This window comes from Olivibacter sp. 47, assembly GCF_030372825.1.
GTDB lineage: Bacteria > Bacteroidota > Bacteroidia > Sphingobacteriales > Sphingobacteriaceae > Olivibacter > Olivibacter oleidegradans.
The window spans coordinates 4,828,649-4,844,370 of record NZ_JAUCNR010000001.1; the positions used below are offsets into that span (position 1 = coordinate 4,828,649).

Annotated in this window: 11 protein-coding genes; 9 read left to right on the forward strand and 2 right to left on the reverse strand. The window is 40.1% G+C overall.

Features of this window, described 5'->3' with window-relative positions:
- The first annotated feature begins 28 nt into the window (after positions 1-28).
- From QT327_RS20935 to QT327_RS20965, 7 genes are all read left to right on the forward strand, one after another.
- Positions 29-2,515: a SusC/RagA family TonB-linked outer membrane protein gene (locus QT327_RS20935; protein WP_289553925.1), complete on the forward strand. Its 2,487-nt coding sequence runs from the start codon at positions 29-31 to the stop codon at positions 2,513-2,515.
- On the forward strand, positions 2,497-3,042 hold the full coding sequence (locus QT327_RS20940) for a hypothetical protein (RefSeq protein ID WP_289553927.1): 546 nt from the start codon (positions 2,497-2,499) through the stop codon (positions 3,040-3,042). Before QT327_RS20935 ends, QT327_RS20940 begins: the two co-directional genes overlap by 19 nt.
- A gap of 30 nt (positions 3,043-3,072) precedes the next feature.
- On the forward strand, positions 3,073-4,719 hold the full coding sequence (locus QT327_RS20945; protein ID WP_149105283.1) for a RagB/SusD family nutrient uptake outer membrane protein: 1,647 nt from the start codon (positions 3,073-3,075) through the stop codon (positions 4,717-4,719).
- Positions 4,720-4,794: 75 nt separating this feature from the next.
- The gene (locus tag QT327_RS20950) at positions 4,795-6,204 is read left to right on the forward strand and encodes an alpha-L-fucosidase (protein ID WP_289553929.1); all 1,410 of its coding nucleotides are present in this window, start codon (positions 4,795-4,797) and stop codon (positions 6,202-6,204) included.
- 3 nt (positions 6,205-6,207) lie between these two features.
- Positions 6,208-8,520 (forward strand): GH92 family glycosyl hydrolase, encoded by a 2,313-nt coding sequence (locus QT327_RS20955; protein ID WP_371718394.1) that lies wholly within the window; start codon positions 6,208-6,210, stop codon positions 8,518-8,520.
- Positions 8,521-8,592: 72 nt separating this feature from the next.
- Positions 8,593-9,318, forward strand: a complete 726-nt coding sequence (locus QT327_RS20960) for a basic secretory protein-like protein (RefSeq protein WP_013665339.1) — start codon at positions 8,593-8,595, stop codon at positions 9,316-9,318.
- A gap of 217 nt (positions 9,319-9,535) precedes the next feature.
- Positions 9,536-11,821 (forward strand): GH92 family glycosyl hydrolase, encoded by a 2,286-nt coding sequence (locus QT327_RS20965; RefSeq protein ID WP_130856225.1) that lies wholly within the window; start codon positions 9,536-9,538, stop codon positions 11,819-11,821.
- 73 nt (positions 11,822-11,894) lie between these two features.
- Here the strand turns inward: QT327_RS20965 and QT327_RS20970 are convergent, their stop codons facing one another.
- Positions 11,895-12,149 carry a hypothetical protein gene (locus QT327_RS20970; RefSeq protein WP_130856226.1) on the reverse strand — a complete coding sequence of 85 codons (255 nt, stop codon included), beginning with the start codon at positions 12,147-12,149 and terminating at the stop codon, positions 11,895-11,897.
- A gap of 159 nt (positions 12,150-12,308) precedes the next feature.
- Here QT327_RS20970 and QT327_RS20975 point away from each other — a divergent pair, with 159 nt between their 5' ends.
- Positions 12,309-13,073: a sensor histidine kinase gene (locus QT327_RS20975; RefSeq protein WP_130856227.1), complete on the forward strand. Its 765-nt coding sequence runs from the start codon at positions 12,309-12,311 to the stop codon at positions 13,071-13,073.
- Positions 13,074-13,080: 7 nt separating this feature from the next.
- On the forward strand, positions 13,081-13,470 hold the full coding sequence (locus QT327_RS20980) for a response regulator (protein WP_289553930.1): 390 nt from the start codon (positions 13,081-13,083) through the stop codon (positions 13,468-13,470).
- A 245-nt stretch (positions 13,471-13,715) separates the two neighbouring features.
- On the opposite strand, the gene glmS is transcribed toward QT327_RS20980, so the two are convergent.
- Entirely contained in the window at positions 13,716-15,551 is a 1,836-nt protein-coding gene (glmS, locus tag QT327_RS20985) for a glutamine--fructose-6-phosphate transaminase (isomerizing) (protein WP_013665344.1), read from the reverse strand.
- Positions 15,552-15,722: the final 171 nt, after the last annotated feature.

Below are 15,722 nucleotides of genomic sequence, written 5' to 3' on the forward strand. Positions count from 1 at the left end.
AACAAATACCAACCAATCATTTAACAATATGTATCATTTTTTACCAATCAAAAAAAGTAAAAGGACAATATTTCCGAAATGGCAGTTTCTTTTTACGATGTTTATTTTATTCAATACTACGCTTTGGGCGCAAAATCGAACAATTACGGGTATTGTTACAAGTGGGGTGGATCAAGCACCTTTACCTGGGGTTTCTGTTTTAGTAAAAGGTACTAGTACCGGTACTACCACGGATGAAAAAGGAAGATTCACTTTGTCTGTACCGGAAAAGGCTGTTCTATCGGTTTCGTATATTGGGTTTTTGTCAGAGAACGTGGATGTCGGTAAGCAAACAAACTTGTCAATCATACTTCAATCAGATACTAAAAGTATGGACGAAGTAGTCGTAGTAGGATATGGCAGCATCAAGCGAGGAGATTTGACATCTGCAACAGCGCATGTAGGCCCAAAAGATTTTAGACAAAGTGGCGCCAGAAATGCGATGGATTTATTGCAAGGAAAGGTTGCTGGTTTGCAGGTCACTAGATCTGGCAGTAATCCGAACAGCGGTGTTTCAATCCAATTGAGAGGAGCTACTTCGATCATGGGAGGAAACTCGCCACTGATTGTTGTCGATGGGATACCTGGTGGTAACATGGACTTACTTCAACAAGAAGATATCGAGTCAATCGATGTGCTTAAAGACGGCTCCGCTGCTGCAATTTATGGTACGCAGGCAAATGGCGGAGTTATCTTGATAACGACAAAAAAAGGGAAGCCAGGGCAAACGCGTTTTGATTATGCGAATTATTTCCGAAAAGAATTTGTTCAACGTCAACCGAAGTTTCTTTCAGCTGACGAATATCGAAAAAAAATGGAGGATGGAGTTTTTACGGGTACAGATGGCGGAGCTAATGTAAACGCTTTCGACGAATTAATCAATAAAGACAATATCAGTCAATATCATACCTTGGCTATCTCTGGTGGCGGAGAGAATAACAGCTTTCGTGCGAGCACTTACTATCGGAATTTAGAGGGGATTGCCAAAGAAAACGGGCGACAAGAGTATGGCATTAGAGCCAATTTCAATGGGAAAGGGCTCAATGATCGCTTAAATACCTCCGTTAATTTAGTTACCAATTACAACAATGCAAATTTATTAGGTGGTGGCGGATGGGAATGGGCTTATACCAGAAATCCAACACAACCATTAAAAAATGCTGATGGTTCTTGGTATTACGAGCAAACAACGACGAACGAAGTAGCTCGTTTGTATGAAGAAAAATATAGGCGACAGCAACAGACATCTTCGCTCGACGGAAAAGTGAGCTATATGTTCTTAGATGGATTAAACGGATCTGTTTTTGGATCTATACAGCGAAATTCCTATACAGATAGTTATTACGCAAGCTTGAATTCAGAACCGTCATTTAAGAATGGTAACGGTTATAAGGGTGAAGCGGAACAAACTTCTTTTTTGCGTACGGATTATGCGTTTGAGCCTACAATCGATTATAAAACGATTGTTAACGAGGATCACTCAATTACAGCAGTAGCGGGTTACAGTTATCGCCGTTCGGTAGAACAAGGATTTGATGCTAAAAATTTCGGTTTTTCAAGTGATGTACTTGAAGACAATAAGTTGCAAACAGGAAACGCCTTAATTGACGGGAAAGCCGAGATGAACAGCAATAAATGGGATAGCAAATTGATTGCCTTCTTCGGTCGAGCAAATTATTCTTATAAGGGGAAGTATATGTTCCAAGGAATTTATAGAAGAGAGGGATCTTCCCGTTTCGGGGCGAATAACAAATGGGGAAATTTTGGATCAGTGTCTGCTGGTTGGAATATTTCTGCAGAAGAGTTTATGAAAGAGGTCTCTTTTGTGGATGACTTGAAACTAAGGGCAGGCTATGGAGTTACAGGAAATCAGGATATCGGAAACTATAACTCTCTTGTAACGTTGGGCACAGGGAATTTTTATATTTTTCCGGAAGGAGAGAATGGAATTTGGAGACAGACCTACGGCCCTAATAGAAATCCTAATCCAAATTTAAAATGGGAAACGAAAAAGGAATTCAATATAGGTTTAGATTTCTCTCTGTTTAATGGGAAATTAGGTGGGTCAATTGACGCATATAAACGAGTTACGGACGATTTATTGGGCGAATATAAATCGCAGCAACCTCCTTTTATAAGGGATTTTTTAGTTACAAATGTAGGCCAATTATCCTCGAAAGGTATCGAATTGACTTTAACGGCATCGGTAATTCAGACGGATAAAGTTACATGGCGAACAGATTTTATAGCTAGCAGCAATAGTGCCCGAATGGATAGCTTTTCAAATGATGTTTATAAGGTTAGCTATCGTGACTTCGGCTCAATTGGAGGTGCTGGCGCACTTGGTGACGCTTTCAGAGTAATGGAAGGTGGAAAGCTCGGAAATTTCTATGGAAAACGTTTTGCTGGATTTTCTGAGGATGGCAAATGGCTTTTTTATAAAAGGATGGTTCAGCGGTGCCGTTTGATCAAATAAACGACTCGAGAACGGATTTAGAAAATACCGATTTGGCGGTTATTGGCAATGCCATTCCGAAATTTTATGCTAGCTGGAATAATACCATAACCTATAAGAATTTTGACCTAAGAGTGTTTTTTAGGGGACGTTTTGGATATGATGTTTTAAATACAACAGAGCTTTCCTACGGCAATCGCGTGGCGTTACCTAATAATGTGTTGGAATCAGCCTTTACTAAACATGAAGCCTTGAGTGACACTTATATGTATTCCGACTACTATATAGAGAGTGGTTCTTTTGTGAAGCTTGACGAAGTGACTTTGGGCTATACATTTAAGCTTAACACAGCGAAGTTGCGTAATTTTAGAATATACGTAACCGGACAAAATTTAGCAACCTTTACAAGTTACTCGGGTGCCGACCCGGATTTTATCCTAGATAATGGCTTCGGAAATGAAATTAATGGTAGAAGGCTAGGTTTGGATCCAAGAGACCCTTACCCAAGTACGCGCTCCTTTTTAGTTGGGCTGAATATCGGATTCTAGTTTAGTTGATTCACTGAAAATATTTTTGAAATGAAATACTTAAAAAATATCGGTCGTGCTGTATGTTTCTTGGCACTGTCGTTACATATAAACGCATGTACTAATTTGGATGAGAAAGTTTATGATGAATTGGTAACAGATAATTATTATAATAATAGAGAGCAGGTTTTATCAGCTGTTTTACGACCGTATACCCATGCAAATGCTTGGGCTACGCCTGGACAGGATGGTTGGTGGAGACTCAGTGAGTATGCAGCTGACCAGTTGGCGTGGCCAGTTAAAGGACGTCATGGACAGGATGGAGGAAAGTGGATACGCTTGCACTATCATACTTGGATTCCCGACGATACCTTTATTTCAGGTGCCTGGAATTTAATGTGGTGGGGTATGGGTTTATGTACTGATCCTATCGAAAACTTAGAGAAACGTGATATTGCTGCAATGGGAATAACAGAGGAAGAAAAGGCGGCATTTATTGGAGAGCTAAAATTATTTAGAGCCTTCCACTATCTAAAAATTATGGATCTTTGGGGCAATGTTCCAATTGTGACCAAGGTTGGTGAACCCCTAAGCCCGGAAACTGCTTCGAGACAGGACGTATTTAATTTTATTGAAAAAGAGATTCTGGAGAATATGAATAATGTGCCTGTTCTTTCTAGGCAAATGTTGGGAAGAATGTCGCGTGCGGGAGCTTACGCGATGTTGGTAGAATTATACTTAAACGCAGAAACATGGACTGGCACACCTAGATGGGACGATTGCATAAAGGCTGCGGACGCCTTAATCAATGGGGAGGCTGGCGGACAAAACGGCGCTTTGGTATTGGAGCCCAATATTTTTGACGCATTTAAACCCCAAAATGATATTTCAAAAGAGGTGGTGTTTTCCATTGCGTATGATTTTCAACGAGCTAACACCCAGCCGCAGTGGACAGGTGATATGTTTTATTTTAATCAACGTGGTATCACGGGAGGCGGAAGAAATGGCAACGATGGTTGTGTCGTGATTCCCGGTGTATATAGTACATTTAATGAAAAAGATAAAAGGAGAAATGAATGGCTGCTAATTGGCCCGCAATATCGTTTTGATGATCCAACAAAGCCTGTTTTAGGAGCCAATGATGAATATCAAGATCAGCCTCTAGTGTTCGTAGATAATATCCGTAAAAATCTCGAAGCAATCAACAACGGGACGGATCCGGAAAAATTACCTTCCAATATGAATACAGGGGAAGGCAATAGTGGAGTACGTTTCAATAAGTACCAATTAGGCGATTTAGCTCATCCATATTATAATAGCACAGATTGGAACGTGTATCGTTTAACTTGGATTTACTTTGCCAAGGCGGAAGCACTGATGCGAAAGAATGGCGGTGTAGCGACACAAGAAGCTGTAGATCTCATAAATGCAAGTAAAAGACGCGCTTTCGAAGCCGAAGATTGGGATGCGATTGCTTATACTACAGGATCATTAACTCTGGATGAATTACTCGCTGAAAGAGGACGTGAATTTATTTTTGAAGGTTTTAGAAGAACGGACTTAATCCGCTTTGGTAAATTTCATACGGAAACTTGGTGGGATCATCAACCAACCGATGCCACAAAGGCTTTGTTTCCAATTCCCAATCAACAGCGTATATTAAACCCTAACCTTCAACAAAATCCAGGTTACAATTAAGTACATTTGATCCATGGATGCAAAGAAACCTCATTTGCATCCATGGATACCAATACAAGCCATTATGAAAAGCATATGATACGATACCTAAAGCAAACAAAATCTATTCTAGCTGTAGTCATTGCCATTAGTTTAAGCTGGTCTGTTGCCTATGGACAGCAGAATTCTTCCGTACTCAAGGATAGGCAACAAGCCTTTATTGATTTGGCATTCGGTATGTTCATCCATTATAATATACCTACGTATATGGAAGATGACTGGGCTGATCCTGATGCATCACCGGCCATTTTTAACCCCAAGCGGCTAAATACTGATCAATGGGCAGAGGCTGCGAAAAGCGCGCACATGAGTTACGGATGCCTTACAACCAAGCACCATAGCGGTTTTGCTATTTGGGATACGAAGACAACCGATTATAACGTAATGAATAGTCCCTTGAAACAAGATGTTGTAAAAGCTTACGTCACCTCCTTTCGTAAAGCAGGACTGAAGGTCATGTTGTATTATTCCATTTTGGATATCCATCACCAGCTTAGACCGGGCCATATAACAACCGAGCATATTAAGATGGTAAAAGACCAATTAACTGAACTACTTACTAATTACGGAGAAATTGAGGCACTAATTATCGATGGATGGGACGCACCTTGGTCACGTATTTCTTACGACGATGTACCCTTTGAGGAGATATATAGACTTATAAAGACCCTACAACCAAATTGTCTGGTAATGGATTTAAACGCTGCGAAATATCCCACAGAAGCACTTTTCTATACAGATATAAAATCTTACGAACAAGGAGCAGGGCAGCATATATCGAAAGAACAAAATAAATTGCCGGCACTTTCTTGTTTGCCTTTACAGGCGAATTGGTTTTGGAAGTCGTCTTTTCCAACTTCTTCCTTAAAAGATGTAGAAAGTTTAGTGAACGACAACCTTATACCTTTTAATCAGGTTTATTGTAATTTTATTCTGAATGTAGCTCCAAATCGTGATGGTATAATCGATGACAATGCTCTCGAATCATTAAAGAAAATAGGGCAGCTTTACCAAAGACCAAAGAATCTACCAACATTACCACCCAACGATGGGCCAATTATTTCATCCAATTTGGCTAAAATGAAGTCAGCTAATAGTAGTTGGAGCTATGACATGAATATTATGGACTTTGCCAACGACGATAAATTTAGCACCTTCTGGCGTGCTCATCCAAGTGTAAAAGAACCTTGGCTAGAGATCGATTTGGGAAGAGAACAGCCGTTCAATAGCGTGGTAATAACAGAAGAGAAATCCAATGTGTCGGCTTATACATTAGAGTATTATGCAGAAGGAAAATGGACACCCTTAGCAAATGGACGCGATGAAAAACGCGTGAAGATTATTCGTTTTGATACTGTTTGGGCACAAAAATTAAGAGCCCGCTTTGGTAGTTTCAAAGAAGCACCTGCCATAGCGGAATTTGGCATTTATAATGAAAGACGATAAGATATGATGATAAATAAAATAAAGGCGTATGCTTTTGCTGTCTTCATGATCAGCGGCTTAGGGGCCCTGCAGCCTGCATGCGCGCAAAGTAATGAAGTAATGGTCGACCCGGTCGACTACGTAAACCCCTTAATGGGCACCGACTCAAAAGTTTCCTTGTCTAACGGAAATACATATCCTGCAATTGGATTGCCTTGGGGAATGAACTTTTGGACACCGCAAACGGGTAAGAATGGCAATGGCTGGCAGTATACATATGCGGCTGATAAAATTCGAGGTTTGAAGCAAACGCATCAACCATCCCCTTGGATGAACGACTACGGACAATTCTCTCTTATGCCGGTAAGTGGTAAAGCGGTATTTGATGAAGAGGACCGAGCCAGCTGGTTTTCGCATAAAGCGGAAGTATCTAAACCTTATTACTACAGCGTGTATTTGGCAGACCATGACGTAACCGCCGAGGTAACGCCTACCGAAAGAGCAGCCATGTTTCGTTTCTCTTTTTCCAAAACCGATAGTGCGTTTGTAGTATTGGATGCTTTTGACCGTGGTTCGAAGGTAAAAATAATCCCGGAAAAGAATATGATCGTTGGATATTCTTCCCGTTACAGCAGAGGAAAGCTAAAGAATTTCAAAAATTATTTCGTAATCGTCTTTGATAAACCGTTCAGCAATTTCGCAACTTGGGCCGATTCAACGAAATATCCCAATCGAACGGAATTGGCTGCTGATCACGTAGGTGCCGTTGTAGGGTTTTCAGTGCGTGGAAAGACAGATCAGGTACATGCAAAAGTGGCCTCTTCTTTCATTAGCGAAGAACAAGCATTGCTTAATTTGAAAGAACTCGCCAATGATTCATTCGATCAAATTGCCGGCAAAGGACGTGCAGTATGGAATGAGAAGCTGGGCAGACTGCAGGTAGAGGGTGCCAGTGTTGATCAGTTGCAAACTTTTTATTCCTGCTTATACCGTACGCTATTTTTCCCCAATAAGCTTTATGAAGTAGATGCAAAGGGCAAAATTGTCCATTATAGTCCTTATAATGGTGAAGTTCTTCCAGGATACATGTTTGCCGGGACAGGTTTTTGGGATACATTTAGAGCTCTTTATCCATTTTTAAACCTGATGTACCCTTCCATCAATAAAGAAATGCAAGAAGGGCTTATTAATGATTACAAAGAAGGGGGATTTTTACCTGAATGGAGTAGTCCTGGTTTTGCTGATATTATGGTCGGTAATAACTCAGCTTCAGTTGTAGCTGATGCGTATATAAAAGGCCTAAGGGGATATGACATTGAGAAATTATATGAAGCCTTGATTCATGGCGCCAATAATGAGGGGCCGATGTCTGCCGTTGGAAGAAAGGGCGTTGAATACTACAACAGTTTAGGCTATGTTCCCTACGATGTAAAGATTAATGAGAATGCGGCGAGAACATTGGAATATGCCTATGATGATTTTGCCATTTATCAACTGGCAAAAGCACTTAAAAAGCCAAAGAAGGAAATCGAATTGTATGCAAAACGCAGTCAAAATTATCGTAATCTGTTCGATAAAGAATCGAATTTAATGCGGGGAAAAAATAAAGACGGCTCTTTTCAGTCGCCTTTTAATCCGCTTAAGTGGGGAGATGCGTTTACCGAAGGTAACAGCTGGCATTATTCCTGGAGTGTTTTTCATGATGTGCAGGGACTTATCGACTTAATGGGTGGTGAAAAGATTTTTGTAACCATGCTCGATTCTGTATTTAACCAGTCGCCCACCTTTGACGATAGCTATTACGGAGGTGTTATTCATGAGATTAGGGAAATGCAGATCGCTAATATGGGGCAATATGCTCATGGAAACCAGCCTATTCAACATATGATCTATCTTTATAACTATGCGGGGCAACCCTGGAAAACCCAATATTGGGTACGAGAGGTTATGAACCGGTTATACTTAGCTACTCCTGACGGCTACTGTGGAGATGAAGATAACGGCCAAACATCGGCATGGTATGTATTTTCCGCGTTAGGCTTCTATCCGGTATGTCCTGCCACTGATCAATATGTTTTGGGTGCCCCTTTGTTCAAAAAAGTAATATTACGCCTCGAGAACGGTAAAAGATTCGAAATTGCGGCGCCGCAAAATAATAATGAAAATCGTTACATCAAAGACGCCTTGTTAGACGGTAAGGCTCTTGATCAAAATTGGATAAGCCACCAACGTATTTTAGATGGTGGTCAGTTGTTATTTCAAATGGATAAAACACCCAATAAAACGAGGGGGACCAACGCAAAAGCATATCCTTTTTCGTTTTCATCAAGCAATTAGTAACGAAACCAAAAAAACGCAGCAAGACACGTTGCTTAAAAGGCTTCTGGTCATGCATTAAAATTTTCAATAATGTTTATTTCAAAATTCAAAGTACTTTCACTAATCGGGTTCATTTATATACAGTGTCAGGTCGCTCATGCTCAAAATCGCTGGGATGCAGTAGATGAAGATATAAAAATAGCTACGTCTGTCGATACAATGAAGCAGGGAAAATATAGTTTGATATTTATTAACAAATCGGTGGACTTCGATACGGTGGTTAAAAAGAGGCTTGTTGAAGTCTTTTTTATAAATTATCCCAAAGAGGCTAAAATATATAATAAGAAAACGACAAGGAAGGTTGTTTTTGTAATTGATCCCGATTATAAAGGTGTTGCTGCTGCGGCTGGAGGTGTCGTACGTTTTAATCCCCTATGGTTTAAGAAGAATCCAGGTGATGTAGATGTCGTTACGCATGAAGTGATGCACCTTGTCCAATCTTATCCGGACGGTGCGGGGCCAGGCTGGATAACAGAGGGGATTGCGGATTACGTGAGGTTTACTTTGGGTGTCGACAACGAAGGGGCAAACTGGAAACTACCGGAATTTGACGAAAAACAATCTTATGAAAACGCATATCGGATAACTGCCCGCTTCTTCTACTGGATTGAAAAAAACATAAAAAGGGGCACGATTAAAAAACTAGATGCAGCAATGCGCACTAAAACGTATTCGGATATTTTTTGGGAAAAGAATACCGGTAAAACCGTAGACGAACTATGGGCTGAGTATGCAAAAAAACCAACAATTAGCTAATATATTTACACGTAGACGGCCGTTCAATCCTCATTTTGGTTTGTTGATAAGGATTGCGGCTGTCTTTATTATAAGAGCAATAACGTATTCCTCTTAACGTTTTATAAAAATATTTCGCTTTTAACACTAAAATGGCTTATTTTAAGAAGTAGGTGTAGTGAAGCGAACCCTTGGGTACTCTTTAAGATAGCAGTGGATAATAAATAAGTAACTATATATGAATAAATGGAAGAAAATCTTGATTTTTCTTATGCTCCCGATAGGGGCATATGCGCAAGATTTATCGTTGGTGCAGTATGTTAAACCAATTATCGGAACAGCAAAAATGGGACATACCTTTCCCGGAGCGACGGTACCGTTCGGTTCGGTACAGCTTAGTCCGGATACCGATACCATTCCGTATGCCGTGGATGGGAAATATAATGGGGAAGTATACAAATATTGTGCGGGTTACCAGTATGCGGATCCTACAATCGTAGGTTTCAGTCATACGCATTTTAGTGGAACAGGCCACTCCGATTTAGGCGATTTTTTAATTATGCCTACCACAGGAGACGTGCAGATGAATCCGGGAACGAGTGATCAACCTGAAAATGGTTATCGTTCAGCCTACAGCCATGATAATGAGGTTGCAGAGCCTAATTACTATCGGGTAAAACTAGATGATCATCAGATTTTGGCAGAATTGACTACCTCTGCTCGGGTTGGATTTCACCAATATACGTTTCCAAAATCAAGTAATGGTCATATTATTCTCGATTTGATGGCTGGAATTTACAACTATGATGATAAGAACGTATGGACTGTTGTACGGGTAGTCAATGATAGTTTAGTGACCGGTTATAGACAAACTAATGGTTGGGGGCGAACGCGAACGGTTTACTTTGCGATGAGTTTTTCGAAGCCTTTTAAAGAATATGGTACCCAAAATAATGACCCTGTACAGGTATACAAAGGCTTTTGGCGAAAATTCAATCAAGAGAAAAATTTTCCGGATCTTGCTGGAAAAAAACTCAGAATGCACTTCGATTTTAGTACTGAAGAGGGAGAAAAGGTCAAAATAAAATTTGCCATAAGTCCTGTAAGTATGCAAAATGCGCTGGCTAATATGCAAGCTGAAATTCCGCATTGGGACTTTGACCGAGTTAAACACCATGGACAGCAATTATGGGAAAAAGAGTTGCAAAAGATCGTTGTTGATGTTCCAACTAATGAGGATCGTATTAACTTCTATACGGCAATGTATCATGCGGCCCTTATGCCGACAATGTACATGGATAACAACGGTCAGTATAAAGGCTTGGATCAAGAAGTGCATCAGGCGGATGGATTCACGAATTATACATCTTTTTCGTTGTGGGACACGTTTAGGGCTTTTCATCCCTATCTTAATCTCGTCAATCCGAAACGAAACGCCGATATGGTAGCTTCTATGATGGCACATTATCAACAAAGTGTTTTGCATATGCTTCCTATTTGGTCGCATTATGCAAACGATAACTGGTGTATGAGCGGTTATCACAGCGTATCGGTTATTGCAGATGCTATCATAAAGGGTGTTTATAAAGGGGATGCATTGGCCGCATTAGAGGCTTGCATCCAAACTGCAAATGCCAGAAACTATGATGGTATTGGTGCCTATATCGACAAAGGATATGTTCCTGCCGATATTTCCGGAACCGCTGTATCCAATACACTCGAATATGCCTATGACGATTGGTGTATCGCTCAGTTAGCTAAAAAATTGGGAAGAATGGATGTGTATCAGGATTTTATTAAACGGTCATCCAATTGGAAAAACGTATATGATCCTTCCGTTGGATTTATGCGTCCGCGGATGACTGATGGCACCTTTAAAAGAGATTTTGATGTACTTAAGACCGATGGACAAGGATTTATTGAAGGGAATGCATGGAACTTCAGTTTATATGTGCCTCACGACCCTGAAGGAATGATGGTCAATATGGGCGGTAAGAAGCGTTTGTCCCGCTATTTAGACTCGCTATTTAGTATGCATTTGCCAGATGAGTTCTTCGCACATACGGAAGATATTACAAGAGATGGCATTATCGGGAATTATGTGCATGGAAATGAGCCTTCGCACCACGTAGCTTACTTGTATAATATAACAGGTGAGCCTTGGAAGGCTCAGCAAAAGATCCGAATGATTCTTAAGCATCAATATCACAATGGGGCAGACGGTTTAGGTGGAAATGATGACTGCGGCCAAATGAGTGCTTGGTTCATCTTTAGTTCGCTAGGCTTTTACCCGGTGGCTCCGGCATCTGACGAATATTGGTTGGGAAGCCCCGCCGTTCGAAATGCAAAATTACAGTTCGACAATGGGAACACCCTCATAGTAAAAGCGATTAATCAGTCAGATAAAAATGTTTTTGTTAAGAAAGTAACGCTAAACGGTGAAGAAGTTAAGAGCTATAAGCTAAAACACGCTGATTTAATGAACGGAGGAGAGCTCATCTTTTATATGAGTGAAAAAAAGTAAATAAAAAGCCGATGACTGCCGCGTAACGGCAATCATCGGCTTTTATGACGCCTTAAACGCTTAACTGATTTCTCTATTCTCCTGCATCAATTTCGATTTCAATACCTTTCTCTTGATAATAAGAAAAGTTATTAAGTACTTCGTCTATACCCAATAACTCCTTTTCACTTAACGCTGTAACGGACGCATCGTCCATAAGTTCCCCTCTTTCAGGCTCTTTGCTCGGAATGTATACTAAGTCGTCGCCGTCCCGGGCACTTGCTATTAATGTAGTAAATCCGTTTTCCTTCAATTTTTTTAATAAAGGAACAGTTATTGGCTCGTTCATAAAAATTTGTGTTGATAACTACTTAACAAATAGAGGCATTTGGGTGTTTTATTATTTTATATAAATATGCGCAGAAAAAATATTAGCTTTAACGATAAACATCAAAAAGACAATATTTTTGAACAATGGGTTTGGTGTTTTCTAATCGATTTGTTATAAATGCTATCAAAAAGTAAAGAGGAACTATTAGCAGTCATCGCAGAGCAAGAGAGAACTATCTTGAAGTTGGAGGAGAGTAATCAATTGAAAATAAAGTGGATTAGTTTGCTTGTGCATGACCTGAGAGGTTTTCTGGGAAATACAATTTGGTTTGTAGATAACTATTTAAAGCGCGGAATTGGCGACGAGGTGTTTTTGGAGCTATTACCGGAATTAAAAAAAACAGCCGAGCTGCAGTTGGAGGGGTTTAACAAAACCGTTGTTTGGGCAAGAGAGCAATCGGTGGTGTTAGATGAGGACCCCGTAGCACTTAATTTGAAAGCCATTATAGCTTCCGTATTGGAACAGCATAATGCTGCTATCCAAGCAAAGCAAATAACAGTCTCCGTCTCTTATTATGAAGAAGTAATGCGCGCTAGTGGCTATCCAATGCTGACTCAGTTTGTTATTAAGCATGTGCTGGATAATGCTATTAAATTTACTGATAAGGGAGGAAGTATCTCTATTAGATTGGAACAAGTGGATAATAGCAGAATATATGTTGACATTGTAGATGCCGGAATAGGAATGAATGAAGAAACACTCAAAAATATTTATAATCCAGGTAAGATCAAGTACCTTGGGACTGCAGGGGAAACAGGAATTGGGATTACGTTAATGATTTGCCGAGATTTTATGGATATGCAAAAGGGAAGACTTTCTGTACAGTCGTCCCTTGGAAGCGGAACAACAGTAAGACTTGAATTTATAAAAGCTACTAATTGATGAATTTATGGCCACGCCCCACATATTAATAGCCGACGATCATTCTATTGTTAGGTTGGGTATTTCCCTTATTATTCAAAAGCAATATCCCAAAGCCATTATTAGACAAACGGATAACTACCAGGGGGTATTGGACATGGTAGCAAAAGAAGACTTTCATTTAATCGTATTAGATATCAAAATGCCAAATGGAAGTTTTCAAAAGACCTTGAATTTTATCAAAAAGAAACGATGCGAAACAAAGGTATTGGTTTTTTCTACACTTGAGGAAGAACTTTACGCCGCTAAATATTTGAAGGCAGGAGCTGACGGCTTTCTTCAAAAACAAGTAAGTGAAGAAAGTGTGAGGACTGAATTGGAGAAAATGATACGGAAAACAGGGTACACCAACAGCTGATAGCTAGGATAGCAGCTTGTAAAACCAAAATTGTTTGTGTACCAACTGTTCCTTTTTGTAAATAAGTAACACTTTGAAAAAATATTTGAATTTTTTTTATTAAAATAAAAAATAAATTGTATTTTTATCAAAGAATATAAACTTATATCATATCGACGTTTTTCATGTGTGAATAGTCTAAGCACAATAAGTACCCGTTGGTGGTTCTACGGGTACTTGTGCTGGACGCTTTAAAATCTTAACCATTATTCTACCGTTACTGATTTTGCCAAGTTTCTAGGCTGGTCGACATTGCAACCCCTCATAACGGCAATGTGATAGGATAGCAGTTGCAGCGGGATTGTGGCTAAAATAGGTGTTAATGCTTCTTCACAAAACGGAATTTCGATGATATAATCTGCTATGTCTCGGATGACCGTATCTCCCTCGGTTACAATAGCGATGATCTTACCTTTACGTGCTTTCACTTCCTGTATATTACTGATAATTTTTTCGTACGAAGAATCTTTAGTAGCAATAACTACAACAGGCATTTGCTCATCTATTAAAGCAATCGGACCATGCTTCATTTCTGCGGCAGGATAGCCTTCGGCATGAATGTAAGAAATTTCTTTTAGTTTAAGTGCCCCTTCAAGTGCTACAGGAAAGTTGATACCGCGGCCAAGGAATAAGCAATTCGTACTGTCCTTAATTTCGCTTGCAATTAATTGTACAAGTGGCTCGCTTTTTAAGCAGCTTGTGATGAGATCCGGTGTTTTTTGCAATTCGGCTAGTAAGGTCGCAATTCTGGAGGAAGGCAAACTGCCTTTATGCTTTGCTATATAAAGGGCTAAAAGTGAAAGCGCGGTCACCTGCGCCGTAAAGGCCTTGGTAGAAGCGACGCCGATTTCCGGGCCTGCATGGGTATACATCCCGGCATGCGATAGTCGTGGAATAGAAGATCCGACAACATTGCATATTCCAAAGATCGTTGCTCCGGCTTTTTTTGCTAACTCTACCGCTGCCATCGTATCTGCTGTTTCGCCTGACTGCGAAATGGCAATGACTATATCGTCTTTACCGATAATAGGATTCCTATACCTAAATTCGGAAGCATATTCTACCTCCACGGGTATCCGTGCATATTCCTCAATTAGGTACTCACCTACCAATCCAGCGTGCCATGAAGTTCCGCAAGACACAATAATAATCCGTTGTGCCTGCAAAAATTTATTGGCGTATTCGCTTATTCCTCCAAGGTTGATTCGTGCTTCCTCTGCATGGATTCGTCCGCGCATACAGTTGGCAATGGAACGCGGCTGCTCATGAATTTCTTTAAGCATAAAATGTTCGTATCCACCTTTCTCTAACGCTTCCAGTTCTAATTCAAGCTCTTGAATATATGGAGTAATTTTCAGATTTGCGAGGTCTCTTATCTCCATATTTTCTCTGTTAAGAAATACAAGCACATTATCATCAGGATAATATACCTGCTTCGTATACTCAACAATCGGCGATGCATCAGAGGCAACAAAGTATTCATGTTCTCCTATTCCAATTACCATAGGGCTCCCTTTCCTGGCAGCAATTAATAAATCCGGTTCTTCTTTACTTAAGATTACGATGGCGAAAGCACCTGTAACATGTGTCAATGCAACTCGAACGGCTTCTCGCAAATCAGATTCACCCTCCATTTGAATCTGTTCTATTAATTTAATAAGAACTTCCGTGTCGGTGTCGCTTAAAAATGTATGTCCTTTTTGAACAAGCATTTCCTTGATTGCAGCGTAATTTTCTATAATTCCGTTGTGAACGATAGCTAATTTTTGGCTCCCGGAAAGATGGGGGTGTGCATTTCTGTCACTCGGTGCTCCATGAGTAGCCCATCGTGTATGCCCCATTCCTAAACTACCGGACAGTTCTTCATTTTCTGCAAAGCGCTCGAGGTCATTCACTTTACCGGCTTTTTTGTAAATGTTCATTTCTCCATTTACAAGTGCGACACCCGCACTGTCGTATCCTCTGTATTCTAATCTTTTTAACCCTTTGATTATTATTTCCCAGGCATCCCTATGCCCAATATAGCCTACAATTCCACACATAAATAAAGCGTTTTTTTGAACGTGATTGTTTATAATATTTGTAAGGAGCTAAAATAGAACAAAAAGATAATCAACGCAACCGATTGCGTAACTATTTTATGGAGGCAATAGAGAAAGGTCAGTGCACAAACTTTATATTACATGTGAAGTATATTCAGCTAAAATATACCT

What these genes read in the sequence shown, in the direction of transcription:
- QT327_RS20955 (WP_371718394.1), top strand. Translation starts at nt 6,208, where the DNA reads ATGATGATAAATAAAATAAAGGCGTATGCTTTTGCTGTCTTCATGATC.
- QT327_RS20960 (WP_013665339.1), top strand. Translation starts at nt 8,593, where the DNA reads ATGTTTATTTCAAAATTCAAAGTACTTTCACTAATCGGGTTCATTTAT.
- QT327_RS20935 (WP_289553925.1), top strand. Translation starts at nt 29, where the DNA reads ATGTATCATTTTTTACCAATCAAAAAAAGTAAAAGGACAATATTTCCG.
- QT327_RS20975 (WP_130856227.1), top strand. Translation starts at nt 12,309, where the DNA reads ATGCTATCAAAAAGTAAAGAGGAACTATTAGCAGTCATCGCAGAGCAA.
- glmS (WP_013665344.1), bottom strand. Translation starts at nt 15,551, where the DNA reads ATGTGTGGAATTGTAGGCTATATTGGGCATAGGGATGCCTGGGAAATA.
- QT327_RS20965 (WP_130856225.1), top strand. Translation starts at nt 9,536, where the DNA reads ATGAATAAATGGAAGAAAATCTTGATTTTTCTTATGCTCCCGATAGGG.
- QT327_RS20970 (WP_130856226.1), bottom strand. Translation starts at nt 12,149, where the DNA reads ATGAACGAGCCAATAACTGTTCCTTTATTAAAAAAATTGAAGGAAAAC.
- QT327_RS20980 (WP_289553930.1), top strand. Translation starts at nt 13,081, where the DNA reads ATGGCCACGCCCCACATATTAATAGCCGACGATCATTCTATTGTTAGG.
- QT327_RS20945 (WP_149105283.1), top strand. Translation starts at nt 3,073, where the DNA reads ATGAAATACTTAAAAAATATCGGTCGTGCTGTATGTTTCTTGGCACTG.
- QT327_RS20950 (WP_289553929.1), top strand. Translation starts at nt 4,795, where the DNA reads ATGATACGATACCTAAAGCAAACAAAATCTATTCTAGCTGTAGTCATT.